This window comes from Thermogutta hypogea, assembly GCF_055386265.1.
This window is the reverse complement of record NZ_AP042425.1, coordinates 2,611,849-2,634,782: the sequence shown is the minus strand read 5'-3', so window position 1 is coordinate 2,634,782 and position 22,934 is coordinate 2,611,849. Positions and strand designations below refer to the sequence as shown.

14 protein-coding genes, 1 tRNA gene and 1 rRNA gene are annotated in these 22,934 nt (G+C 62.9%); 8 read left to right on the top strand and 8 right to left on the bottom strand.

What is annotated here, in order from left to right; translation table 11 throughout:
• Nucleotides 1–46: 46 nt before the first annotated feature.
• Together ACZ5B4_RS09490 and ACZ5B4_RS09485 are read right to left on the bottom strand one after the other, a co-directional pair.
• The gene (locus tag ACZ5B4_RS09490) at nucleotides 47–3,982 is read right to left on the bottom strand and encodes a carbohydrate-binding family 9-like protein (RefSeq protein WP_464910985.1); all 3,936 of its coding nucleotides are present in this window, start codon (nucleotides 3,980–3,982) and stop codon (nucleotides 47–49) included.
• 240 nt (nucleotides 3,983–4,222) lie between these two features.
• Complete coding sequence (locus ACZ5B4_RS09485; protein WP_464910984.1) at nucleotides 4,223–5,653, bottom strand: leucine-rich repeat domain-containing protein; 1,431 nt, start codon at nucleotides 5,651–5,653, stop codon at nucleotides 4,223–4,225.
• Between the two features lie 183 nt (nucleotides 5,654–5,836).
• On the opposite strand from ACZ5B4_RS09485, the gene ACZ5B4_RS09480 reads away from it, so the two are divergent.
• A complete protein-coding gene (locus ACZ5B4_RS09480) occupies nucleotides 5,837–7,588 on the top strand; it encodes an alpha-L-fucosidase (RefSeq protein WP_464910983.1) in 1,752 nt (583 codons plus the stop codon).
• Nucleotides 7,589–7,639: 51 nt separating this feature from the next.
• Here ACZ5B4_RS09480 and ACZ5B4_RS09475 read toward each other — a convergent pair whose 3' ends face one another.
• Nucleotides 7,640–8,704: a hypothetical protein gene (locus tag ACZ5B4_RS09475; RefSeq protein WP_464910982.1), complete on the bottom strand. Its 1,065-nt coding sequence runs from the start codon at nucleotides 8,702–8,704 to the stop codon at nucleotides 7,640–7,642.
• A 676-nt stretch (nucleotides 8,705–9,380) separates the two neighbouring features.
• Here ACZ5B4_RS09475 and ACZ5B4_RS09470 point away from each other — a divergent pair.
• Nucleotides 9,381–10,908: ribosomal RNA gene (locus tag ACZ5B4_RS09470) — 16S ribosomal RNA — on the top strand.
• A gap of 226 nt (nucleotides 10,909–11,134) precedes the next feature.
• On the opposite strand, the gene ACZ5B4_RS09465 is transcribed toward ACZ5B4_RS09470, so the two are convergent.
• The gene (locus tag ACZ5B4_RS09465; RefSeq protein WP_464910981.1) at nucleotides 11,135–12,139 is read right to left on the bottom strand and encodes a ferrochelatase; all 1,005 of its coding nucleotides are present in this window, start codon (nucleotides 12,137–12,139) and stop codon (nucleotides 11,135–11,137) included.
• Between the two features lie 566 nt (nucleotides 12,140–12,705).
• Here ACZ5B4_RS09465 and ACZ5B4_RS09460 point away from each other — a divergent pair.
• From ACZ5B4_RS09460 to ACZ5B4_RS09450, 3 genes are all read left to right on the top strand, one after another.
• On the top strand, nucleotides 12,706–13,248 hold the full coding sequence (locus ACZ5B4_RS09460; protein ID WP_464910980.1) for a TadE/TadG family type IV pilus assembly protein: 543 nt from the start codon (nucleotides 12,706–12,708) through the stop codon (nucleotides 13,246–13,248).
• A 126-nt stretch (nucleotides 13,249–13,374) separates the two neighbouring features.
• The gene (locus ACZ5B4_RS09455) at nucleotides 13,375–14,697 is read left to right on the top strand and encodes a TadE/TadG family type IV pilus assembly protein (RefSeq protein ID WP_464910979.1); all 1,323 of its coding nucleotides are present in this window, start codon (nucleotides 13,375–13,377) and stop codon (nucleotides 14,695–14,697) included.
• 2 nt (nucleotides 14,698–14,699) lie between these two features.
• Nucleotides 14,700–15,353, top strand: coding sequence for a TadE family protein (locus ACZ5B4_RS09450; RefSeq protein WP_464910978.1), 654 nt, complete (start codon nucleotides 14,700–14,702; stop codon nucleotides 15,351–15,353).
• Nucleotides 15,354–15,521: 168 nt separating this feature from the next.
• On the opposite strand, the gene ACZ5B4_RS09445 is transcribed toward ACZ5B4_RS09450, so the two are convergent.
• Together ACZ5B4_RS09445 and ACZ5B4_RS09440 are read right to left on the bottom strand one after the other, a co-directional pair.
• Complete coding sequence (locus ACZ5B4_RS09445; RefSeq protein ID WP_464910977.1) at nucleotides 15,522–17,801, bottom strand: M56 family metallopeptidase; 2,280 nt, start codon at nucleotides 17,799–17,801, stop codon at nucleotides 15,522–15,524.
• Nucleotides 17,802–17,876: 75 nt separating this feature from the next.
• Nucleotides 17,877–18,281 (bottom strand): BlaI/MecI/CopY family transcriptional regulator, encoded by a 405-nt coding sequence (locus ACZ5B4_RS09440; protein WP_464910976.1) that lies wholly within the window; start codon nucleotides 18,279–18,281, stop codon nucleotides 17,877–17,879.
• A gap of 511 nt (nucleotides 18,282–18,792) precedes the next feature.
• Here ACZ5B4_RS09440 and ACZ5B4_RS09435 point away from each other — a divergent pair.
• Nucleotides 18,793–18,865: transfer RNA gene (locus ACZ5B4_RS09435), tRNA-Ala, on the top strand.
• Nucleotides 18,866–19,165: 300 nt separating this feature from the next.
• On the opposite strand, the gene ACZ5B4_RS09430 is transcribed toward ACZ5B4_RS09435, so the two are convergent.
• The gene (locus ACZ5B4_RS09430; protein ID WP_464910975.1) at nucleotides 19,166–19,525 is read right to left on the bottom strand and encodes a cupin domain-containing protein; all 360 of its coding nucleotides are present in this window, start codon (nucleotides 19,523–19,525) and stop codon (nucleotides 19,166–19,168) included.
• Nucleotides 19,526–20,167: 642 nt separating this feature from the next.
• Here ACZ5B4_RS09430 and ACZ5B4_RS09425 point away from each other — a divergent pair.
• Both ACZ5B4_RS09425 and hemE read left to right on the top strand, forming a co-directional pair.
• Complete coding sequence (locus tag ACZ5B4_RS09425; protein ID WP_464910974.1) at nucleotides 20,168–20,962, top strand: hypothetical protein; 795 nt, start codon at nucleotides 20,168–20,170, stop codon at nucleotides 20,960–20,962.
• A gap of 326 nt (nucleotides 20,963–21,288) precedes the next feature.
• Nucleotides 21,289–22,341, top strand: a complete 1,053-nt coding sequence (hemE, locus tag ACZ5B4_RS09420) for a uroporphyrinogen decarboxylase (protein ID WP_464910973.1) — start codon at nucleotides 21,289–21,291, stop codon at nucleotides 22,339–22,341.
• Between the two features lie 10 nt (nucleotides 22,342–22,351).
• Here the strand turns inward: hemE and ACZ5B4_RS09415 are convergent, their stop codons facing one another.
• Nucleotides 22,352–22,927, bottom strand: coding sequence for a SpoVG family protein (locus ACZ5B4_RS09415; protein ID WP_464910972.1), 576 nt, complete (start codon nucleotides 22,925–22,927; stop codon nucleotides 22,352–22,354).
• Nucleotides 22,928–22,934 lie beyond the last annotated feature (7 nt).

Sequence of the window (22,934 nt, the reverse complement as noted above, 5' to 3'; positions counted from 1 at the left end):
CGACCATGGAGTGATCGCCGCGATTCAATCCCGCGGAGCGCCGCGGCTATTGGAATCGCAGCGTACCGAAACGCCAAGGTCGGTGGAAGTCGACGGCGCCGGTCGTCGACCAAGCGTAGTATTCGGGGTGTTCCTTCTCCGGGGCGTCGATGCGAAAGAGATTCATCCGCCATGTTTCCCCCGGACGGGGAACGATCTCGTCGGCTCCGATCAGCGAGGTGAAAGGGATGGCGTACTCCGCCGACCAACCCTTGGCGCCGCGTTGATTGAGCGTGCCGTCGACGGACACCTTCACCACCAGACCTTCGCATGTGTACTCCTTCAATCCGCGGAAGTGGATACGGTCTCCGCCTACCGGCCGACCGTTGAGGATGAAGGCGTCGAACACCGTTCCCCGCGGGCTGACGTTGATTTCGTAGTATTGGCGCGTCTTTCCGGAAGGGCAAAGAAAGGCCTCGACGCACTCCTCTTCGTAGATCGGGTCGTCGCGTTCGGTGAGCGTGGCCCAGGCATACTCGTCCTCGCACTGAAAGGCGAGATAGAGATAGTGCGCGTTGTAAAGCAGCCGGGCGGTGGTGCGGTAGCGCCCCGGCTTGCCCGTGACGGTATCCCGCAACTCGGCGACCTCAGCGATTTCCCACAGAGGATCGTCGACCTTGCCCGAGACTTCCAGATCGCGATCGATCTTGCGGCAGACGTAAAGGGGCAATTCTTCATCCGGGTCATCCGGGCGAGCCTCGGCCGCGGCGTGCGTCGCAGCGGCGGCCGCCGTGACGGACGTGTGCCCGACCGTGAGCACGTTTCGTTCGGCGGCGTCGGGCGGTTCCGCCGCGGATTGGGCGCCGAGCGACTGGAGGGCTTGGCGGCATTTTTCGCGGAATTCGTTTTGGATGCCGGGGACGTCGACCCCTTCGGCGCCGGCTTGCCACGCCGCCCGGGCTTCAGCTTCCCGGCCGAGGGCCTTCAGGGCCGTGCCTCGCCAATACTGGGCCGGGGCCTCGATCGGTTTATTGGAGCGGCCGACGTGCAAATTAGGCGGGTAAGTCAGGGCCGCTTCGAAGTCTTCCAACGCTCCCGCGGCGTCGCCGGCTTGCAAACGCTGTTTTCCTCGCTCGATATGTGCCTGATTGAACAGTCGCCACACGATGTCTTGACCCTCCCAATTCGTGAAATACGGCGTGCCCTCCAGTAGTTGGACGCATTCGTCGTAGCGTCCTTCGTCCACCAAGGACTGGGCCAGCAGAGTGGTAATTTCGGACCGCCGCGGCAGTGCGAGCGGCATTTCTTGAATCAGGGAGATCGCCTCCGGCCGGCGCTGGGACGCAATCAGGATTTCGGCAAGGTCGCGATACAAGGTCTGATCGTCGGGACGAGCCGCGATCGCCTTGCGGTAACAGGCTTCCGCTTCCTTCAGATCGTTGCGATGCGCCGCCTCCAATCCTAGATTCCGCCAGGCGATGCTGTTTCCCGGCGCAAGGGTGACGGCTTCACGCCACCACCGCGCCGCTTCATCCGGGCGTCCCAGATGGGCCAGCAGACATCCCAGTTGCAGGCGGGCCTGGGCGTCCTGCGGATTCTCCCGCACCGCGTACCGGAGGACATCCAGCTCTTCCGGTCGGGATGCGAAGACGCCTTCTTTGGCGGTGTGTGCGGCCCGGCGGAGGTAGCGCCGCGAGGCATCCTCGTCGCCGATCAACGCCGAGAAATGGGCCAGATAGTAGAGCGGCATGAACCCGGTCGCCTCTTCCGGGGCGTCGGTGCGGCAGGCCGCCCGCAGCCATTCCGTCGCCTCGTGATCCATGCCGAAGGCGTGCAGCGTGAGGGCCGCTTCCAGGGCCTCGAACTCGATTTCGCCCAACAAAAGCCTTGCCTCACGGGCTGCGATTTCCAAAGCCTCCGGCGATCGCAGGGCCGGAATGATTCGCGGCAAGAGGGCGGTAGGATCGAGTTCGGAGAGCAACCCGGCTTCTCGCTCGGCTTCGTCCTTGCGCCCTATTGCCCACAGCGCCGACATGAGGTGAACACGCGCCTGATAATCGGAAGGCTGAATATGAACTGCCTGTTGAAAGGCCTGCAAGGCCCGGTCTCGCCTCCCTCGCCGCCACTCGGCGCGTCCTAGCAGGTCGTTGCCGAGCAGGGCTGTTTCCGGGCATTGGGAGGCACGTTCAGCGCAGCGGGCGGCGTCCTCGGGGCGATTCTGCGCGAGGTGGCAGGAACCCGCGTAAAACCAGGCCCAGCCGTCGTTAGGGTCGGCTTGAAGCACCCGCTCCAAGTGTCGGAGGGCTTCGTCGTACCGCGCGGCCTCAAAATCCAGCACGGCCAAGGCTTTCCGCGCGGAGGCGTGGTCCGGCTCGCGTTCCAGTGCGGCCGAATACGCTTGCCGAGCCCCCGCACGGTCCGTCGCCAGATCTCGCTTGGCTCCCAACGCGTACCAGTCGTCGGCCGTTTTTTCGGCATCCGGCTTTTCGGCGAAGGTGCGGGGGTCGGGCGGATCTACCCGTGGAATCGTCAGCGGGCTTTCGTACTCTAGGATAAGTCCGCCTTGGGCGTCGACGATGCGAATCCGCAGCGGCTGATCGGCTGCCGGGGGCGGCGAAAGCGCGACCACCGTCGGGCGGTCCGGAACGAGGTCCGCCCTGCCTTCGGCTCGCACTTGCCCCCCTTGCCGAACCTCGTACCGAGCGTCGGGGTAGCGGCCCGTCGGCAGGACGCGAATTTCAGTGCGATCCGCGAAACGCAGGACGTTGACGGCCGCCTCGCGCGTGGCGAATTCAAAACCGTCCCCCAAGCCGTGAACGGGGTACCACCACTCCTGCCAGGTCACGCGATCCCTCGGGTTCAATCGCCCGTAGTCCGACTGCGTGGGCAAGGGACCGCTTTGGACCTCGATGTACGGCCCGTCCTCATCCGTGAGGTCTTGCTGCGCCACCTTGCCGAATTCCCATTCGCCCCAGGTCCAGGCCTTCTTTCCGCCCAATCTGCGATGGTCGGCGAACTGGGCGATCCCCCGATCCGCATCCACGTCGTACGCCCCGAAAAAATCGTGCGTGCATTGCACCGCGAAGACCGATGCGTACGTCTCATAGTTCTTCAGCCACGTCAGATCTCGGCCCTCGTGGATCGGCCAGCGAAAGAACTCGCGGGCATTGTGGTCGGTTCCCAACGACATCGGGAAAATGAACCGCGTACCCGGCCGATTCGGAAACGCCGTGCAGTTCCAGAAGTAGTAGGGATGCACGCCGTCCGTGGGATTGTACAGGGTGATCTCCTCTTCCAAATACGAGCGTCCGGGACGGAGCGTCAAACGGACCGTCCAGCGGGTGCGAAAAATTTGCTCGGTGTTGGAGACGAAGAGGTACGCCGATCCGTCCGGATGGTGTCCGACGCAGGCGTTGACCGGCGATAAACAGGTTACCGTGTGGCCGTGCGGTCCGGTATTCCATTCGATGCCGCCGGAAATCCACCCGCCCCGCATGGCGATCATTCCCGGTTTGATGACGCCGTTTAGGTGGAACATCTCCTCGCCTTTGGTCTTGTCCAAGACCGAATGGGTGCGTCCCCCCAGCTCCGGCAGGCAGACGACCTTGAGATATTCGTTTTCGAGGCAGAGGGCCTTGTAGGTGCGATCGCCTTTTTCGCGGAGCAGGTGATCCTGCATGGTGTACGGATAGACGATGGAGCCGTGTACGGTGGTGGAAAGTCGGGGGCCGCCCTCCAAGGCCCAAAACTTGGGATTGATGTCATCGACCCAAGTGTAGGTGGGGATTGTCAATTGATCTTCCCAGGCCCGAACTTCCCCGCCGGCCGGAGAAGCCGCTTGAGCGAACGTCGCCGGCGGGTGTGCCGCGGAAACAAGCCCCCAACATGCCGCTACGAGGATTCCCAACAGGGATGGCTTGCGGCGATTCCCACCGCGTTCAGTCCGGGTCGTATCGGTCGTAAGAGCGCCGGTGTGCCCGGCAAGAGACGATTGCGTCGCCATAGCGTGTGCCTTTCTCGAAAAAAAAGGAGACCGCGCCGCGGCTCTTCACGGCCCGTTTCACCGACTGCGATTGTCCACGAAGAGCCGCGCATGTCAAGCGCTACGGACTTCGCGGGCGGAGTGCGAGTTGCGCGGCGACGGCGGAAATCGTGGTTTGCCGGGCAACCGCATTCAACCGCGTTTTACGCGAGACCTTGCTCATCGTTGCGGCCTGCACGGGGCAGGTGATCCGCGCGGCATTCATTCGTTCGGCGGAAGGGAGGCTTGAGCGCGGCCGCCCAACAGACCCAGGCCGTCCCGACTTACCGAGGTGCCGTCCAAGAAGACCGTCTTGAGGTTGGGCATGTTTTGCAGAATCGGCACGCTCTGATCGGTTACGCCGAGGTTGCCCGTCAAGTCGAGGATCTCTAACGCCGGCAATGGTCCCAACACGGAGACGCCTTGATCCGTCACCATCGTTTCCGCAAGCAGCAGTTCTCGTAGGGCCGGCAGTTCCGCCGCGGCCTTCAAGCCTGCGTCGCCGACGAGGGTCTTGGAGAGATCGAGACGGCGTAAGGTCTTCAGGTGGCGGAGGTGCTCCGCACTACCGTCGCCCACCATGGTTTGGTACAAACGCAACTCGGTGAGTTGCGAGGCGTTGAGATGCCGTAAGAAGTCGCCGCGGAGGGGCATATCCCGCAGCGACAATCGCGACAACTGCGGGAATTCGGCAAGGACGGCCAAATCCTCCTCTCGGACGGTGAAGCATTTGTAGAGGGTGAGGGACTCCAGCGGGAGGCCGGCCAAAAGGGCGAGCCCCTTCCCCGTCACCGCAGCTTCCTCCAAGGTGAAAGCCGACAAGTTTCGGCACTTTGCGACGGCCTCCATGCAGGCATCGTTGATGGCGTATCCGCGGATCCGCAAATCGGAAAGCCGGGGAAGCGCGCAAATCTGCGTTAAGACCTCCACGCCCACGCCCGGGCAACCGCGAAGGTCTAACAGCCGTAATTGCCCGAGGGCCGTCAGCTTGGCAAGGGCCTCGGCGGAGAAACCGTTGTCGTGCAGGTACAGTTGTTCCAGCTTGGGAAACCGCGTCAAGGTTTCGACGGCGGCGTCGGTGAGGTTCACGGATCGTCGCAGGTTGAGGGAGCGCAAGTTGGGTAGCGCCGCCAATTCCGCCAGCGCCGCGTCGTCGATCTTGGTGTTTTCCAAGGCCAGCTCCTCCAAGGTCGTGCAGGCGGCCAACAGCCGCACGCCCTCGGGCGTAACGCCGAAGCCCGATACGGCCAGACGGCGCAAATGCGGAATTCGGATCGCCGCGCGGATCTCCGTATCGCCGCCGACCCTGCGACGCGACGCCATATCCACGCCCACGAGCCGGCCTTGGGGATCGAACTGGAAGGCCGCTTGCGAGGCAGTCAGGGTTTGGAAAATCTCGGGCCACGGCGGCGGGACGGATTCGCCGCCGGCTTCGTCTCCGGACTGCCATGCCCGGTACCATTCCTGCTCGCGGTTCGTGTCCTCTTTACCGGCGTCGACGCTGCCGATCGAGCGTTGGGCATCCTTTGTTTCGCCGGAAACGGTGGGGGCGTTCGACGTGTCGGTTTGCCTTCCGCAGCCGTTCGGCACGGCAAGCAACGCGGCCATCAGCGGCAAAGGAATCATCAGCCTCGATTTGCGGCGCCGGGGCATGGTGGTCTCCCAGTGTCAGATTGCAGGTTTCCCGCTTGGTACGCGGGGTGAGCACGAATTCCAGCGTCCTGTCGACGCGCAAGTTGCGTCGGGATGTGCGAGCAAGTATTTTAACCGCATTGAAAAGTCTCTGCGAAGACGCGGGATAAGTTCAGCGCTGGGGAGAATCCGCGGAGGGAAATCATGCGAACCGGAAGTGTGTGGCTTGTGTTGGTGAGTTTGACCGTGCTGTCCGTTGGGAGCTTTTCCGGAGGGCGGCTTGACGGGCAAGACCCCGCTGCCGGGACCGGTGGCAAACCTGATCCGGAGGCCATGGCCCGTTGGCAGGCCATGCGTTTCGGGCTGTTCATTCATTGGGGACCGGTCAGCCTGAAGGGGACCGAGATCGGCTGGTCGCGCGGCCGGGAGGTCCCCGTCGAGGAGTACGATTCCCTCTACCAACAGTTCAATCCCGAGAAGTTCAACGCCGATGAATGGGTCGCCTTGGCGAAAGAGGCGGGCATGAGGTATCTCGTCATCACGTCCAAGCACCACGACGGCTTCTGCATCTGGGATTCGGCGTATACCGACTACGACATCATGTCCACGCCCTTCGCACGCGATATTTTGCGTGAGCTGTCCGACGCGTGCCGCCGGGGGGGCATCATGTTTTGTACTTATCATTCCATCTGCGATTGGTACCATCCGGATTATCCGTTAGGCTCGCCCGGAGGCAGGACCGCCAAACCCAACCCCAATATGCCGCGTTACGTCGAGTACCTTCACAATCAGACCCGGGAAATCATCGAGAAATACGGCCCGCTGGGCGTGATGTGGTTCGACGGCGAGTGGGAACAACCGTGGACCCATGAGTACGGCAAGGCGCTTTACGAGCACATCCGCCGCTGCCAACCCGATATCCTCGTCAACAATCGTGTCGATAAGGGCCGTAAGGGCATGGAGGGGATTACGGCCGAAGGCGAGTTCCGCGGCGATTTCGACACGCCGGAGCAGCGGGTGGGCACCTTCGATCGTGAGCGGCCATGGGAAACGTGCATGACGATCTGCCGACAATGGGCATGGAAACCGGACGACCAACTGAAGTCGCTGCGCGAGTGTCTGGAGATTCTGCTTCGTACGGTGGGCGGCGACGGCAATCTGCTGCTGAACGTCGGCCCGATGCCGGACGGCCGGATCGAGCCGCGGCAGGCGGAACGCCTGCGCGAGATCGGCCGCTGGCTTGCCCGGTACGGTGACGGCGTATACGGCACTCGGGGCGGACCGTTCAAGCCCGGTCGATGGGGTGCCTCCACCAGCAAAGGCGATTCGATCTTCCTCTTCGTCTTCGCTTGGCCGAACGAAGGTGCGCTGACGCTGCCGCCGATTCCCGCTCGCGTAGTGCGGGCGACGGTCCATTCCGGCGGGAATCTGCGGTGGGAGCAAACGGACGCGGGCCTGACTCTCAATCTGGACACCGCCGACCCCCTGATCACGGTCATCGAACTGAAACTCGACGGAGATGCCTTGGCGATCCCGCCGGTGAATGTCGGGGCGGCCGGGGCGATCAGCGTCCGAAAACCGGCCCGTGCCTCCAACGTCTTTCAAAACAAGATCGAGCAATTCGGCCCGGACAAGGCCCTGGATGATGACCCGGACACACGCTGGGCCACGGACGCGGGCACGCAACAAGCTTGGCTGGAAGTGGATCTGCAAGCGCCGTGCGAGGTGAGCCGGGCATGGATGCATGAGGCCTTTCCCGGGCGAATCCGGGCCTTTCGCATCCTGGCCGAGCGGGACGGCGATTGGATCACCTGCCACCAGGGCGCGACCGTGGGCGAGAATTGCGCGGTCGATTTCCCGCCCGTCGTGGCCCGGCGTTTTCGCCTCGAAATCACCCAAGCCGCAGAGGGCCCGACGCTTTGGGAGTTTCAGCTCGTCGGCAAACCCTCGCGGTGAACGGTCAGTCGGCTTCCCCGCTTTCGCCGCTGCCCGAAGCACGATCGTCACTCACGGGCCGGGATGTCGGCGGGCGTTGCTGATGCGGTCTTGAAGTCGCAAGGCCTCGGCACGCGTCGCGCCGCTCGCGAGGGCCAACGCCATGCGGCAATAGATCGCCGCGGTCCCGATCCGACCTGCTTCGAAAGCGGCCGCAGCCTTGCGCAGGAGGGTATCCGCTTCCCGGTTCTGAGCGGCAGATTCGGCCGCGCGGAGTCTCTCCGCTTCTTCCACGCCCAGTCCCTCGCTGACCGCCGTGGACCATCCGCGGCCGGCCATCGAGAGGCTGGGCGCGTCGCTCCTTTCAGCCGACACAAGAGCTTCGGACCGGGGCTGAGCGGCCGGAGTCGCGGGGTGAGCATCACCGGCGGGTTCCTCAGTCGGCCCCGATAACCCGGCATCGACAACCCCGTCGTTCCGCGGCGGTACTGCGTCGGCCGTTGGGTCGATGTTCCGCCCGGTCGCCTGGTTGTGCGGTCGAATCCGCGGCATTTCCGTCGGGGTCGTTGCGGACAAGGCCTCGGATCGTTCGAGCACGGTCGGTCGCGGTTCGTGGAGCGGCGGCAACCCGGTCGCTGCGCCGGGCCGATCACCCAGAATGGGCACGACCCCCATCACAAAGGGCGTGGCAGAGGCGTCCCACCACCAACCATACGCACCGTCGGAGAGCATGAGCGAAGGACTTTGGAAGGTCGCCGCGCTCCGGTACCCTTGGGACCAGCGGCCGAAGAACTCTCCCTGGACGCGCTCGCCGCGCATCCCGAAGCCGACGGACGCGCCGGCATCACCGGGAAAGTTGCCGAAGGGGGGAGAGGAGACAGGCGGCCGCGGCCCGAATCGGGCGAACCAGTTGGGACCGGTCAGGCTCCACGAAATGCCTTGCATTTCGAAGAAGGAATCGGAAACCGACGTGCCGCCGACCGAGACGGCGGCTTGCGGCGAAGGGGCGGCGGGCGTGATGTCGGATGACTGGGCGAGCACATTGACGGAACGAGCTGCAACAAGAATGCCCGCCACGGTAACAAAGATAGTAACCGTGTGGGACGTGGGCGAGTGCGAGTCGCGGTGTCCCGTCATGGGTCGTCGTCTCCCGCCGAAGGTTGCCGGGATGAGGTTTTGGGCAACGCCCGGCCGCTCGGCAAAGACTCAAGCCCGAGGCGTTGCCTGCCGAAGATCAATGTTATTCTAGCAGCCTGTTGAAAAACAAAAACGCTTGCACAAGCCGTCGTGGGTGGAAGCCGATTGCAACCGCTACCAGTTGTGCTAGCAAACACTTTTTCAACAGGCTGCTAGGCCTGAGCAGGTCGGCATTCCACGCCTGAACGCGTGGAGCGCGATGCCGCGAGTGAAAAATACCGCCGACGACTCGGGCGGGGGCTTGCACGGCGGGGCGGGCTCAGGTAACATAAGCTTTTCCGCTGTGGGACTTGGAAGCCTTCAACCTTCACCCGCGGCGGCGGCCGCAGCAAGCCGGGATGACCCGGGGCCGCAACGGGAAAAAGTCGTCGGGACCACCCGTTGACAGTCGTAAGCGGCGCGATAGAATTAGAAATGCCGGTTGACGAAAGGCTTGGTCAGCCAGAAGCAACCGCCGATCTTTGAAAACTTAGTAGCGTGTTGATGTAGCCCCATACGTGTGCCGGTGCGACCGGATCACGTAAGCTGCCATGGGCGACCACGGCAGCGTCGATCAGATCTTTCAAACGGTTAGCCATCTTCTTGAGGATAAGCTCCTCGGGAGGTAAGCAAACATCAATTGAAGGGTTTGATCCTGGCTCAGAGTGAACGTTGGCGGCGTGGATTAGGCATGCAAGTCGTGCGACGAGGCCCGCAAGGGTGCTCGAGCGGCGAAAGGGAGAGTAATGCATGGGTTACCTGCCCTCGGGACTGGGATAGCCGCGGGAAACTGCGGGTAATACCAGATGACGTCTTCGGACCAAAGGTGCGATTCCGCCCGAGGAGGGGCCCGTGTCCTATCAGCTAGTTGGTGGGGTAAAGGCTCACCAAGGCTATGACGGGTACGGGGTGTGAGAGCATGTCCCCGCTCACTGGGACTGAGACACTGCCCAGACACCTACGGGTGGCTGCAGTCGAGAATCTTCGGCAATGGGCGCAAGCCTGACCGAGCGACGCCGCGTGCGGGACGAAGGCCGTTGTGTTGTAAACCGCTGTCAGGGGGGAGGAAATGTCGGCCCTCAGGGTCGGCTTGACCTATCCTCAGAGGAAGGACGGGCTAAGTTCGTGCCAGCAGCCGCGGTAAGACGAACCGTCCGAACGTTACTCGGAATTACTGGGCTTAAAGGGTGCGTAGGCGGCTTTGCAAGTCGGATGTGAAATACCTCGGCTTAACCGAGGAACTGCATTCGAAACTGTGAAGCTCGAGAGAGATAGAGGTGAGCGGAACTTGGGGTGGAGCGGTGAAATGCGTTGATATCCCAAGGAACACCGGAGGCGAAAGCGGCTCACTGGGTCTTTTCTGACGCTGAGGCACGAAAGCTAGGGGAGCAAACGGGATTAGATACCCCGGTAGTCCTAGCCCTAAACGATGAGCACTAGACCGAGGGATTCTCCATGATCTCTTGGTCGTAGGGAAACCGTTAAGTGCTCCGCCTGGGGAGTATGGTCGCAAGGCTGAAACTCAAAGGAATTGACGGGGGCTCACACAAGCGGTGGAGGATGTGGCTTAATTCGAGGCTACGCGAAGAACCTTATCCTGGTCTTGACATGCACGGATTAACCCCGTGAAAGCGGGGCCACGCCTCTTTGAGGTGGAACGTGCACAGGTGCTGCATGGCTGTCGTCAGCTCGTGTCGTGAGATGTCGGGTTAAGTCCCTTAACGAGCGAAACCCCTGTCGTTAGTTGCCATCGGGTCATGCCGGGTACTCTAGCGAGACTGCCGGTGTTAAACCGGAGGAAGGTGGGGATGACGTCAAGTCCTCATGGCCTTTATGACCAGGGCTGCACACGTCCTACAATGGCGCGTACAAAGGGAAGCAAACCCGCGAGGGGGAGCAAATCCCAAAAAGCGCGCCCCAGTTCAGATTGCAGGCTGCAACTCGCCTGCATGAAGCCGGAATCGCTAGTAATCGCGGATCAGCATGCCGCGGTGAATGTGTTCCTGAGCCTTGTACACACCGCCCGTCAAGCCACGAAAGTGGGGGGCATCCGAAGTCGCCGAGCTAACCCGCAAGGGAGGCAGGTGCCGAAGATGAACTCCGCGATTGGGACTAAGTCGTAACAAGGTAGCCGTAGGGGAACCTGCGGCTGGATCACCTCCTTTCTAAGGATTTCAGCTAGTCGAGTCTCACGCTCGACGACATGGAGCCGGATGCTCGGCATACGATCGGCTCATCGCACGCTACTAGGCTTATACCCCCCGATGTCGGTTCGCCGCATCGGGGTTTTTTATTTCTCCCGCCCGGGCGACTCCCTTCGCCTGTTCATGCTCCGGTATCGCAGACCGGATACGTTGCGCTCCGAGCGGGCGTGATGGCGATTCGCCGCGGCTAGCGGGCGGCGCAGCAATCGATGGGGCAGACGTCCGGGCAAGCCGGCAGGTCGCCCACGGTACGGCGCTCGTCGGAGCCCGACAGTCGCTCCTCAATCATTTCGCACAATCCGCGCAAGAACACGGGGTGATCCGCGATCGTCCTGGCCCGCGTCATGGGAATGTTGAGCTGTTGAGCAAGCTCTCGCGCTTCCACATCCAGATCGTACAGCACTTCGATATGGTCGGAGAGAAAGCCGATGGGGGCGAGGATGACCTGGGGCGCTGGAGGAACCGCGGCCAAATCGCGGAGGAAATCCAAGATATCCGGTTCCAGCCAAGGCACTTGCGGGGGACCGCTGCGGCTTTGATAGACCAGCTCCCAATTCGGTAGACCGGATTGCTCCGCAATGATCCGACACGCCGAGCGGAGTTGCTCGACGTACGGCCCGGAACGAGCCATGGCCGTGGGAATGCTGTGGGCGGTGAAAAGCAGGAGCGGCCGGGCGCTCGTCAGTTCGCGCTTCGCGTCTTCAATCCTATCGACCCACGCGGAAATGAAACCGGGGTGGTTGAAAAAAAGACGCAGGCGGTCGATTTGCGGGGCATGAGGCCCCACGTTGCGGCGAGCCTCTTCGATGTCCTCGAGATAGCGACGGCAACCGGAGTAAGAACCGAACGCCGAGGTGACGACCGCCAAGGCGCGGCGCACGCCGCGATCCGCCATCTCGCGGACCGTGTCCGTCAGAAATGGGTGCCAGTTGCGGTTGCCCCAGAATACCGGCAGAGGGCGTCCGCCGGTTGCCAATTCCCGCTCGATGGCCGACCTGAGCTTGCGGCAGTGGTCGTTGATCGGACTGCGACCGCCGAAGTGATGGTAATGCTCCGCGACCTCGAACAATCGTTCGCGCGGCACGGGACGACCGCGAACCACGTTTTCCAAGAACGGCATCACGTCCTCGGGCTTTTCCGGGCCGCCGAATGAAACCAAGAGCACGGCGTCATAGAGACATGGCACAGTCATGGGGCGTGATTTTTGCTGATTCTCGGTCGACATTACTCTCGGGTCAGGGAACGTCTAGCCATTATACGCCCGGGGCGGGGCGGCGGGGGTGTGCGACGGGCGGGAGCCAATCCGGGATGATGATTTCTCTCAGCGATTCCTGTTGCAATGCCGCAACATGGTCGGCGGAATCGAGGCGGCGGGCGCGGATAGTCGGTTTTGCTCTCGTTCTCCAGCCGGCGCCGGAACGTTATTACCCGCCCAAACGGAAATTTCAGCCCGGATCGCGCGGGAATCGGATTTTGGCGGCGGCCGAGGGTTCGGATTGACCGCTTGATCCGTTTTTGGCGGCTGCGTCTTGGACCGCCGAGCCCATTTCCGGGTACCAGCTCCGGGTACGTGCTCGGAACATCCGTGGCAATCGTACCGCGCACGTCCCCCGTCCGCGAGCTAAGTTTCCTTAGAACGCAGACGTCGGGCACACGAATTGCACTTCATGACTTGCATAATTTGCAGCGACATCCGCTGAGCGGACGTTGTGTGCACATGGGGTCCGGAGCCGGTCCGCGGCAAGAGAGGTCTTCGCGATGGATGAGTCCCGAATTCGCCGAAGAGCGGGAAGCCGGGGGCGATTGGCGGTTCACGCCATGCGGCATCGGCGCGGCACGCTGATTTTGGAATTGGTGTTGGTGCTGCCGCTGATCTTGATTGCGATCTTGGCGGCGGTCCAATTCGGAAAATACTTCGCCAATATGCAGGAGATTTCGCTGGCGGCACGCATCGGCGGTTTGGCGGCGTCTCGAGCCGGCAGTCTGTCCGCGGTGCCCGGCGATCCCGTCCCGGCCGCGGTGACGGACGCTGTGAGCAAGCAATTGGCGAGTGTCGGTATTCACACTGCGGCCGTCGTGTTGGAACACAATCTCGGTGGTAGTCCCGTCTTGCTCCAATCACCGGACGTTTCCGTCGACGTCGATTTCCTCTCCGCGCCGCCCCCGGGCGGGTATGTGCGGGTGATTGTGATCGTACCTCAGGCGGCGATCATGCCGGACCTCCTGCGGTTCTGCGGTCTGCACTTGGTACTGCCCGGCAAGGTCACGGCATTTTCCAACGTTTTTCATTACACCTTGTGATCGTGGCTTGGCCTTGTGAAGAGTGCCGTGCTACCGACCGGGTGGTTCGGTGATCGCGCGGTGAAACCGGATATCAGCCTCATGCGGCGACCCCTTATGAATCGTCAGACTTCGACAAGATCGGTCGTGGCTGTTGCGAGCCGTGCTTGGCGCGACGGGCGACGGCGGCGATGGGGCTGCGGCGGACACCTCCCCCGCGACCGCAGCGGCTTCTCGACGCTGTGGTTGATCCTTACGTTGCCCATCTTCTTGACGTTGTTCGCCTTCGTCTTCGAAATGGGGCATTTGTGGGTGGCGCGGGTGGAACTGGAAAACGGCCTGGAATCGGCCGCCTTGGCCGCCGTGCAGAGTTGGGCCGAGTCCGGCGGTACCGATACCTACATGCCGCGACAGACCGGCGCGGCCTATGCCGCAAGCAATACGGTTCGCGGTTTTCCACTGGTCTTGGGGCTGAATTACGATCCCGCAGCGGGGCCGGCCAACCCCAATCAGAACCTGACGTGTACGGCCACGGTCTTCAGGCCGGGGGGAACGGTCTTGCCGGAAGGCAACCTGATCTTCGGCGCGATCGTGACGGACGATCCGAACTGTCCCTTGACGTTCAACGCGGGGATCCGGCCCGGTTGCGGCCCCGGATCGGTATTGATCGACGCCTCGGCCCAGGGGCAGGGCAATTTGGCTCAAGATAACGCCTGGGGAATTGCGTTTCGTCCCGATCCCGATGCCCCGTCCGGGTTAACGATCCAGTCGGTGACGATCGATCTTCAGGCAGGCGGGGGGAGCGGCATCTTCAATTTCACCTCGGCAGGGCCGATCCTCTCCGACGATTCGCCCGCTCCCATCCTGCCGTGCCAAACCGACGTCTTCGGTTTCACCGATCCCGCCAACCAGGTGCAGTTCGTGCCGACCGGCGGAACATCGCCGACCCTGACGATCAATTTCTTTCCCGACCCGAACTCCGGCGACCTGGGCTTTGAACCGGGGGACCGCATCCGTTTTGGAGCCGGAACGACGGGTGTTTCCCAGGGAACCGGACAGGATGACGGCGACGGAATCGGACGAGACCGGGTGCGGGTGACGGTGGTCTTCGCGATCAACGGGACGCCGTTGCCGCCCGTCACCGGGGTCTTTTTCGATAATACCGAGACCTCGAATGATTGCTCCGGGACCTGTCCGGTCCACCCCTCGGGGATTCCCGACTTGCCGTGTCCGCCGGCAAGTGCGGCGGGGAACAACGGGCAATCCTACGTGGAGATCGTTGGCAACGGGGGAACCCAATATGCCGTCCGAGCTCAAGCCGTGATGGAAGTCCCCAGTCCTATTTCCCGCCTTTTCGGGCTTGCGATACCCGCTTATCGAATCACCGCTTTCACCATCGCCGCCTATTCGTGTGCTGAACGTCGGCCGCATCTGGTGCGAGTGGACCAATACATCTGCCCGGGACCGTGAGGATGAACATCAGACCGGAATCCATCATCCCTCCAATCGAGGTTTCGTCCTGTGCGGGGCGATTTGCCGAAACGGGACGCTCGGAATCGGCGGCGCAGGCTTCGAAGGCGAAGGCGGGCGGCCGCCGAACCGGAATCGGGCCGGGTTGTCGCCGGCGTCGCCGGCGCGGCGGCTCGCTGACCTTGGAAGCCGTGCTGATCTTGCCCGTGCTGGTATTGACGTTCTTGGCCGTCATCCAATTCGGAATCTTGATGCTGGTCGAGCAAACCATCGTGCATGCCGCCACGGTTGCCGCGCGGGAGGCGGCCAAAGGGGCCGACATCGAGGCCACCGTACTCTCGGCACACAACGTCTTGCGTTTGCACGGCTTGAGCGTCGGTCCGGCCATGACGTTGGTCTTGGAGGACCCCTTATCGGATTCTCCCGTACAGGTTCGCGGCGACTTGCCTTGCGACATCAGCGGATTGCCGACGTTAGCACCGGGCGAGATTCGCGTTACCCTTTGCGTCTCCTTGAGTCACCGCCCGTTTCTCAATGCGTTGAAGCATTGTGCGATCGATTTTACGGGCAGAAAGTTCACGGTCAGCGCAATGGCGGACCGCGAATTCGAGGATCAGGCCATTATTACGCCGCGCCCGGATTGCCATTGTTATTAAGGTCCCGAGGCACGGCGCGCTGCGGTCGCTTAATCTCGCGAAAAAAAGGAGAGGACCGCAGTCCTCTCCCCGTAGCGAATACGTGCAGATCAATCGGCCGTCCGGGTCTGGGGAGACTTCTCGTGCCGAAAGGCGTGTTCGTCCTGCCCGGATTTCAGCCGCTTGGAGTTAACGCGGCTCGTGCGGCGGCGGGGGGCCGTCGTGGTGCGGGGGCGGCGGCGGAGGAGGAGGACCGTCTCGATGCGGCGGAGGTGCGGGCGGCCCCGGCGGCTTCGGACGCGCCGATTCGAGCAAGAGTTCCGCCATGTCGCCCAGACCTTCTCGCCTCAGCAGTTCCGCGGCTCGGCGAACACGCTCCATGCGTTCCGGTGGTACCGGCGGCGGGAGGGGACGTCCTTCCGCGCGGGCTCGCAATTGCCGATGCAATTCCTCGATGCGCCGTTCCAACTCGCGCACCATTTCCTCTTTTCCCTCGTCCAGGGCGCGTCCGAGTTGCTCTCGCAACTCGGCAATGCGGCGTTCCAAGACTTCGGGAGGCGGACCGGGAGGACCGGCTTCCGGCGGCCTGGGACCGCCCTCGCGAGCGATGTGCAGCAGACGTTCCGTTTCGGCGATCTGTTTTTCCAGTCGCTCCACGGCGTCCATGCGATCTTCTTCACGGGCTCGCGCGATCTCCTTCCGTAATTCGTCCAGCCGACGTTCCAGCCGCTCGATCGGAGGGAAGCCGTCCGGCTTTTCCGGTGGCCGGCGGAGTGCGAAGTTCTCCATGATTTCGCGTTTCTTGGCCTCAAGCTCGCGCATTTGACGTTCCAGCCCTTCCATGGCCTCCCGGATTCGGGCCTTCGCCTCATCGGAGGCCCCTGCCATTTCCCGTCGCAAGGCCTGGGCTCGCTCTTTCAATTCGGCCTGGGCACCCTGAATTCGGCGCATGGCCTGCTCGATTTCCTCTCGGACGGCATCCGGTTGAGGCGGTCGGGGACGATCCATGCCTTCACGACGCTCACCATCCCCGCGTTCCCGATCCGGTCCGCGATCTCGCTCGGGGGCTCTATCCCGCTCCCGTTCCATCGCGGGCGGCCGGTCGGCCTTCGGGGGCGGACCTTCGCGACGGCCCTCCTCCGCCGTCGCACTCCAAGGGGAGAGGAGCGCTGCCAGCGTCACCGCCGACAACGAACCTCGCCAAGATGCTGCGAATCTGGTCATAACCGTTCCTCCTTCTTCCTGGGGCAGCGGCCCGAGGGCTCCCGCCCAAACCGTGGAAAAAACGACCGCCAGCGCGGTCACAACGATTGTGGTCGTCGACGCAGTCCGCATGGCGCTGCGTCGATCCGGTTCTCTCGTGGATTGCGATAGGCTCATCAGTCTCGCGACGCGGCGTGCCAGGACCGAGCGAAAACCGTCTCCACCGACGCCCACCACCGAGCTGAGGCCGGGGCAGACGATCCGCCCGTAACGCAAGAGGCCGCGCGCGAGTTGACGCGGGCCGTCCGTAAGCAGGAGCGATGCTTCATCGGCCGCAAGCTCGGAGGCCCAGTGCAATCGGCGACGGATGACCCAGGCCGCGGGATGCCACCACAACACGGCTGAGCCGAGACCGGCCAAATAGCGCCAAACCGGATCCCGGGACGCCAAATGCGCCAATTCGTGGAGCAAGATCGCCTGCTCCGCGGGATCGAGGTGAGTCGTCGTGAATTGCTCCGGCAACCCGAGGGCGGGGCGAAAGATGCCGAACGCCGCGGGCGTCTTCAGCCCCGGCAAGAGGTAAACGGGGATCCGCGGCGGCAATTGCAGTTGTTCGGCCCAACCGGCCACGAATTTGGGGATCGGTCCGTCGGTCAGTTTGCGTTTCGGCACGCAGGCCGATCTCAACCGCAGATAGGCCGATTGCTGGCGGAGCCACACGGCGAAGGCGCCCAGCAACCAAATGCCGCCCAAAAGCGACGCGCGGGTTATATCGGCCCCCATGATCCTTGCCGCCGACTCGGTTGACGATTCGGCGTGCGCAGGAGGGCTGCAATACGCTCCCGATTCCGGCGCTTCGCCCGGCGACGGCGACGCGCGGCCGATGTCGGTTGCCGCGGCAGGATGGTTGAAGGTCGGGTTCGGGATCCCAGACCGCGCATCCGACCGGTCACTTTCGGTGCCGCCCGTGAACGCCGGGTCGGCATCGGCATCGGCGGCGACGCCGGAAGCGATAGGCAAATGCAAAGTCGTTGCGGATGCCTGCGAGTGAGGGAAAAGGCTGTCCAGCAGCAAGGTTCCGACCGCCCGATCCAGCCCGGTCAGAGCGGCTACCCCCAGCGCGAGGCTGCAACCCGCAGCGACTTGCCACACCACACGGCGTCGGACCGGCGCCGGGCAAATCCGCTCCACGAGAATCGCCGCCAGGTAAACCGTCCCCACCGTTACGCCGGCGAACACCCAAGGGAGATACCACGCCGCTTGCATGATTCGAAACCTCGTTCAGTTGCGATCGGAGGCGTTGACTTCCCGCACGTCGAATTCACCGTGGATTGCCCATCTCTACGAACACTCGGGCTGCTGGGGTGTTTCCAAGTCTTTGCGTTCCGCGATCAAACGCTCCAAGGCCTCCAGTTCCTCGCGGCTGACGTCGCGCGAATCCAACAGTTGGCAAACCGCCGCGGTGAGGCTCCCCTTGAATATTCGATCCACGAACTCGGCTGCGGCGGATCGAGCCACCGCGTCCTCTTTTACCAAGGGGAAATACACGAACCGCCGCCCGTCCAGGCGGTGGGCGACGAGCTTGCGGGCCTCCATTTTCCGCAGCATGGTGGCGACGGTGGTGTACGCGTAGGAGGAAGGCCCGAGCGCACGGTGCACCTCCGTCACGCCGCACTCCCCCCGCTGCCACAAGACCCGAAGGATGTTCAACTGCAGGTCTCCCAGCCGCAGTTTTCCGGGACGCATGAGTGCCTCCTGAAAGACGAATGGATTCCGATGCTTCGTCAGGGGACGGACGGTTGCGTGGACGAGCCGCGCTTTCGTTTACTGTGGTAATACTACCAAGGTAGTTTTCGCCTGTCAAGATCCCATTTTCGGCCGGTGTCACGGGAGATGGCCAAATCAGCCGAAGCGAACGCAGTGCTGCCGCGGCCGGTGGGATAAGCGAAAAAGACTTTTCGGCGCGGCGCTTAAGCTCGATCCATGGCGGGGACGGAGCCGTGGCCCTTCAGCGTTCCACCGACCGATCCCAGACGCCGTCGCAAGTTTGAGCATGAGCGCGGCGCGGGGATGACGCAATCGGCTTTTGCATTCACCCGCCTTTGACATGCCGCGGAGAAAGGCATAGAATCAGATTTTCAGATTCTGTCATTGCGAGAAGACTCGCGAAGTTTCCGGTCGATGCCGGTGCGAGAAATGTGCCGATTCCCTCCATGCGAATCGGTCCTCGCAGCGGTTGCGACCGAGAATCCCTTGCGGGGCGGTAGCTCAGTTGGGAGAGCGCTAGAATCGCACTCTAGAGGTCGGGGGTTCGACTCCCCTCCGCTCCACCTGAACAATTTTCGGACCGGTTCGCTCGCCCGGCCATGCGAGCGAATAGCGGAATCAAAACGCGGCGCGAGAGTGGGTTGCCCCTTTCGCGCCGCGTTTTTTTTCGAAATGGTAACGGCCTCCCACCTATTCGGCAACGTGCGGATAGGATCCGTTCGGTCCCTTGTCACCAATTGCGAAGAGAGGTGAATACCTCTCTTCGCTCTTCCCGGACGGTCGGTAGCGCGCTGCGCTGATGCGTCACGGGATGCAGGCGTGGCGTTCTATTCCACGCAAAAAACCGTTTCGCCGCGCGAGCCTCAATCGGCCGGGAATTCGTCCGCCGGGTCGAACTTCGGCACGACGAAATTCAAGATCGTCATGCGCCCGAGCGCGCGATGGATCACGCCGGGCGGGATGAGGATGCAAGTGCCGGGCCGGACGGGAACCCGCTGCCCGTCCAATTCCACCGCCGCCCCCGAGTCGCACTCCAGGACGTAATACACTTCCGTCAAGCGTCGATGATAGTGGGCTGCGGCTTCGCCTGTGATCTGCGTGCGATGGAGCGTGGCGGGATATTCCGGCAGATCGGTGAAGGCCCGGCGGGCCGTGCCGCAAGGGCAAGGGATGCCCGGCAGGTCTTCGAATTGCACGATGCGGTAGGCGGGCGGTTTATCCATGCTTGTCATTGTACATGACGTGCGCTCTTGTCGGAATCGTTCACGGAAACGCACTTTTCCTCTTCCGCCGAGCCGGTCGAGTCGGCCATGTGATTGGGGGAATCGCGGCGGATACGTCGTTATCGACAAGAATAGCACGCTTGGCAAAATTTAACGGATGCTTGGACATTGCCGAAGGCGTGGCCGATACGGCCGTTTTCGTCGTGCTTTGATGCGTTACAAATTGCCGATCATGCCTAGGTTTTGGCGGCGGAAAAGATCGCCTTTACGGAATACTAAACCTTTTGTTGGAAAGCACTTACGTACCTTCAAGGGGATTCGATTGGAATGCCGATGACGGTAACTGAGGCACCTACGCGAGCGGTCGAAAGCGGTTGCAACACGTACCGTCTCGCACGCGTCAGATGGCCGAGGGTTCTCATCGGATCATGGATTGGTCCGACGGCTCTGACGTCGATCGGGTTGGAGAGACGTGGGTGTTTCCCGCTCTGTGACCCTAATCCATCCCAGTCGGTTCTAACCCATGGGAGAACCCACTGACCGATCAGGAGCGCGTCGCGCAACGGCCGTGTGCGGAGCTCGGGTTGGGGCCGACAGAATGGAACACCACGTCCCCCCTAGATGTACAGGAGTGAACGCTCAATGAAGACGAAACTGCTGCTTGGGGCGCTGATGGTCAGCGCCATGCTTTGCGGCCGAAGCCAGGGAGCCGATCTCATCGGCCGCATGGTGAGTTTGGATGAGGGCTGCGCGGCGTGCGCCAAGCCGGCTTGCGAGGCCGCTTGCGAGCCGGCCTGCGACGTGTGCGCACCGCGGCACCGCTGCGATCTGTTTGCGGGACTGAAGGACTTGTTTGCCAGCCGTCGCTGTGCGCCGGCATGCGAAGTTCCGGCCTGCGAACCGGCCAAGTGCGTGACCCCCGAGCCGGCTTGCGAACCGGCTTGCGGCTGCGCGAAATGCCGTCCGCAGCCTGTTCGGGCTCTGGTCCGCAAGATCGCGTCGGTGGGCGAATGCAACGCCTGCGGCCCGGCCGCTTGCGAGCCTGCCTGCGAGAAACCGGCTTGCGAACCGGCTTGCGAGCAGCCTGCTTGCGAACCGGCCTGCGGTGCGCCGAAATGCAATCCGCAGCCTGTTCGGAACCTCCTCCGTAAGATCGCGTCGGTGGGCGAATGCAACGCCTGCGGCCCGGCCGCTTGCGAGCCTGCTTGCGAAAAGCCGGCTTGTGAACCGGCTTGTGCCGAGCCGGCCTGCGAGCCGAGCTGCCGGTCCTGCGATCGTCCGGTGTTGAACTTCCTGAAGAACGTGTTCGGCCCGCGGCCCAAGTGCGGCGCGTGCGCCCCGGTCAGCGACTGCGGTTGCGGTGTGCAATCCGCTCCCGCCGCCGCCCCTTCGAACGGCGCGGCCCCGTTGCCTGCGGCTCCGACTCCGGATGCGTGATCCGTAACTCGCGCCCCGGTCCTTGACCAAGATCAAGGCCGGTGAGCTTCAGAGGAAAACGGGCGTGTCGCCCACGAGCCGCAAGGCCCGTGGGCGACAGCCTTTTCTTGACGCTTTGCGGGACGCGGCGTCTCGAAGGAAGCGTCTCGCGTCGTACCGATTTACGATCGTGGATCCGGCGTTCTATCCCGAGGGAATTCCGGGAGGTATGATACGATCATGGGCCGCCGGCGAGCCGAACTCGGCAGACGGCATCGGCCGGAACCGCAAGTCGGTCCGGCGGCGTGGGATCCGCGGCCCCGGGAAATGGAGGGAAAAGGGCGACGATGGCTGCCCCCGCCTGGCTTGACAGTCGTTTCATGAAGGCCGCCCGCCGGGAACCCGTCGACCGCGTGCCGATCTGGTTGATGCGGCAGGCCGGACGCTACCTGCCGGAATATCGGCGCATTCGGGAGCAGGTGTCTTTCCTGCAATTGTGCCGCGATCCTCGTTTGGCGTCTCAAGTCATGTTGCTCACCGTCGAGCAACTGCCGGTGGATGCGGCGATCCTCTTTTCCGATTTGTTGCTGATCCTGGAGCCGATGGGGTTGGAGCTCCGTTTCGGGGCGGATGAAGGGCCGACCTTGCGCAATCCCATCCGGGAGCCGAGGGACGTGGCTCGGTTTCGGGAATGGGAAGACATGGACTCGCTGGACTTCGTTTGGGAGACCGTCCGCCGCACACGGGCCGGCCTACCCGACGCAATGCCGCTGATCGGATTCGCGGGCGCTCCCTTCACTCTGGCCGCCTACGCCATCGAGGGACGCACTTCGCGATCTTTCGAAAACGTGAAGCGTTTCATGTATTCCCACCCCGAGGCCTGGGACGATTTGCTCGGCAAGTTGGAGCGATCCGTCGCCCGCTATCTGATCGCCCAATGCGAGTCCGGCGTGCAAGCCTTGCAGGTTTTCGACAGTTGGGTGGGGTGCCTCTCCGCCGACGACTATCGATGCTACGTGTTGCGGCACACGCAGCGTTTGCTGGCGGCCTTGCCGGCTGAGGTCCCGGTGATTCATTTCGCGACCGGAAATCCCGCCCTGATTCCGCTCCAGGCGGAGGCGGGGGGGGGCATCATCGGCGTCGATTGGCGCATTCGGTTGTCCGAGGCGTGGGCGATGATCGGCGAGGATCGGGGGATTCAAGGGAACCTGGATCCCGCCGTGCTACTCGGACCGGAAGAGGTCGTGCGGCGCCGGGCGCGCGAGGTATTGGCCGAGACGCGCGGCCGACCCGGCCATATCTTCAATCTCGGCCACGGCGTATTGCCCTCCACGCCGGTGGAGAACGTCCTAGCCCTGATCGAGACCGTACACGACTGGGACCCCGCGCAATTGCCGTGAAACCATCTCGTTACGATGAGAAGCTTTCGGCCCCCAAATCACCTTCGCGCCGGTGTTGCGGAATGGTTTCGGGCGGCTTGTGCGGCGGCGGGGGAACCGCTTGTTCATCGGCGTGGGCCTTATGCTGCGATTCCGGTCGCGAGATCGGCTCGGCCGCCTCGGCGGTGCGATCCTCGTCGTAGTCGTCGTACGAAGGGACGTAGCCGGGCAGCATGGACCGCGCCTTTTCTTTTTCGTAGGCCTGAAGGACCCGCGACTGAATCATTTCCCGGCACTTGGGGTTGATGGGATGGGCGATGTCGGCGTAGAGTTTGGCCCGTCCTTCCTCATCCTTGGCCACCGGCTGTTCCTTAAGCCGAATGCCGCAGTGGCTGCAATACTGTGCTCGCAGGTGATTCTTGGTGCGGCAGGCGGGACAGCGAGCCGTCAGCTTGCGGCTGGGCATGGCGACGAATAAACCGCCGGCTCCGTCGATGATCTTCAGATCTCGAACCACGAAGCTATCGTCGAAGGTGATGGAGCAGAAGGCCTTGAGGCGTTCCCCCGGTTCGTCCATGAGCTTGATGCGAATCTCGGTGATCTTCACGGCCGAC

Bases quoted from the DNA above. Each gene is read 5' to 3' on its own strand.
- ACZ5B4_RS09490 (WP_464910985.1), bottom strand. From the start codon at position 3,982: ATGGCGACGCAATCGTCTCTTGCCGGGCACACCGGCGCTCTTACGACC.
- ACZ5B4_RS09485 (WP_464910984.1), bottom strand. From the start codon at position 5,653: ATGCCCCGGCGCCGCAAATCGAGGCTGATGATTCCTTTGCCGCTGATG.
- ACZ5B4_RS09480 (WP_464910983.1), top strand. From the start codon at position 5,837: ATGCGAACCGGAAGTGTGTGGCTTGTGTTGGTGAGTTTGACCGTGCTG.
- ACZ5B4_RS09475 (WP_464910982.1), bottom strand. From the start codon at position 8,704: ATGACGGGACACCGCGACTCGCACTCGCCCACGTCCCACACGGTTACT.
- ACZ5B4_RS09465 (WP_464910981.1), bottom strand. From the start codon at position 12,139: ATGACTGTGCCATGTCTCTATGACGCCGTGCTCTTGGTTTCATTCGGC.
- ACZ5B4_RS09460 (WP_464910980.1), top strand. From the start codon at position 12,706: ATGGATGAGTCCCGAATTCGCCGAAGAGCGGGAAGCCGGGGGCGATTG.
- ACZ5B4_RS09450 (WP_464910978.1), top strand. From the start codon at position 14,700: ATGAACATCAGACCGGAATCCATCATCCCTCCAATCGAGGTTTCGTCC.
- ACZ5B4_RS09445 (WP_464910977.1), bottom strand. From the start codon at position 17,801: ATGCAAGCGGCGTGGTATCTCCCTTGGGTGTTCGCCGGCGTAACGGTG.
- ACZ5B4_RS09440 (WP_464910976.1), bottom strand. From the start codon at position 18,281: ATGCGTCCCGGAAAACTGCGGCTGGGAGACCTGCAGTTGAACATCCTT.
- ACZ5B4_RS09430 (WP_464910975.1), bottom strand. From the start codon at position 19,525: ATGGATAAACCGCCCGCCTACCGCATCGTGCAATTCGAAGACCTGCCG.
- ACZ5B4_RS09425 (WP_464910974.1), top strand. From the start codon at position 20,168: ATGAAGACGAAACTGCTGCTTGGGGCGCTGATGGTCAGCGCCATGCTT.
- hemE (WP_464910973.1), top strand. From the start codon at position 21,289: ATGGCTGCCCCCGCCTGGCTTGACAGTCGTTTCATGAAGGCCGCCCGC.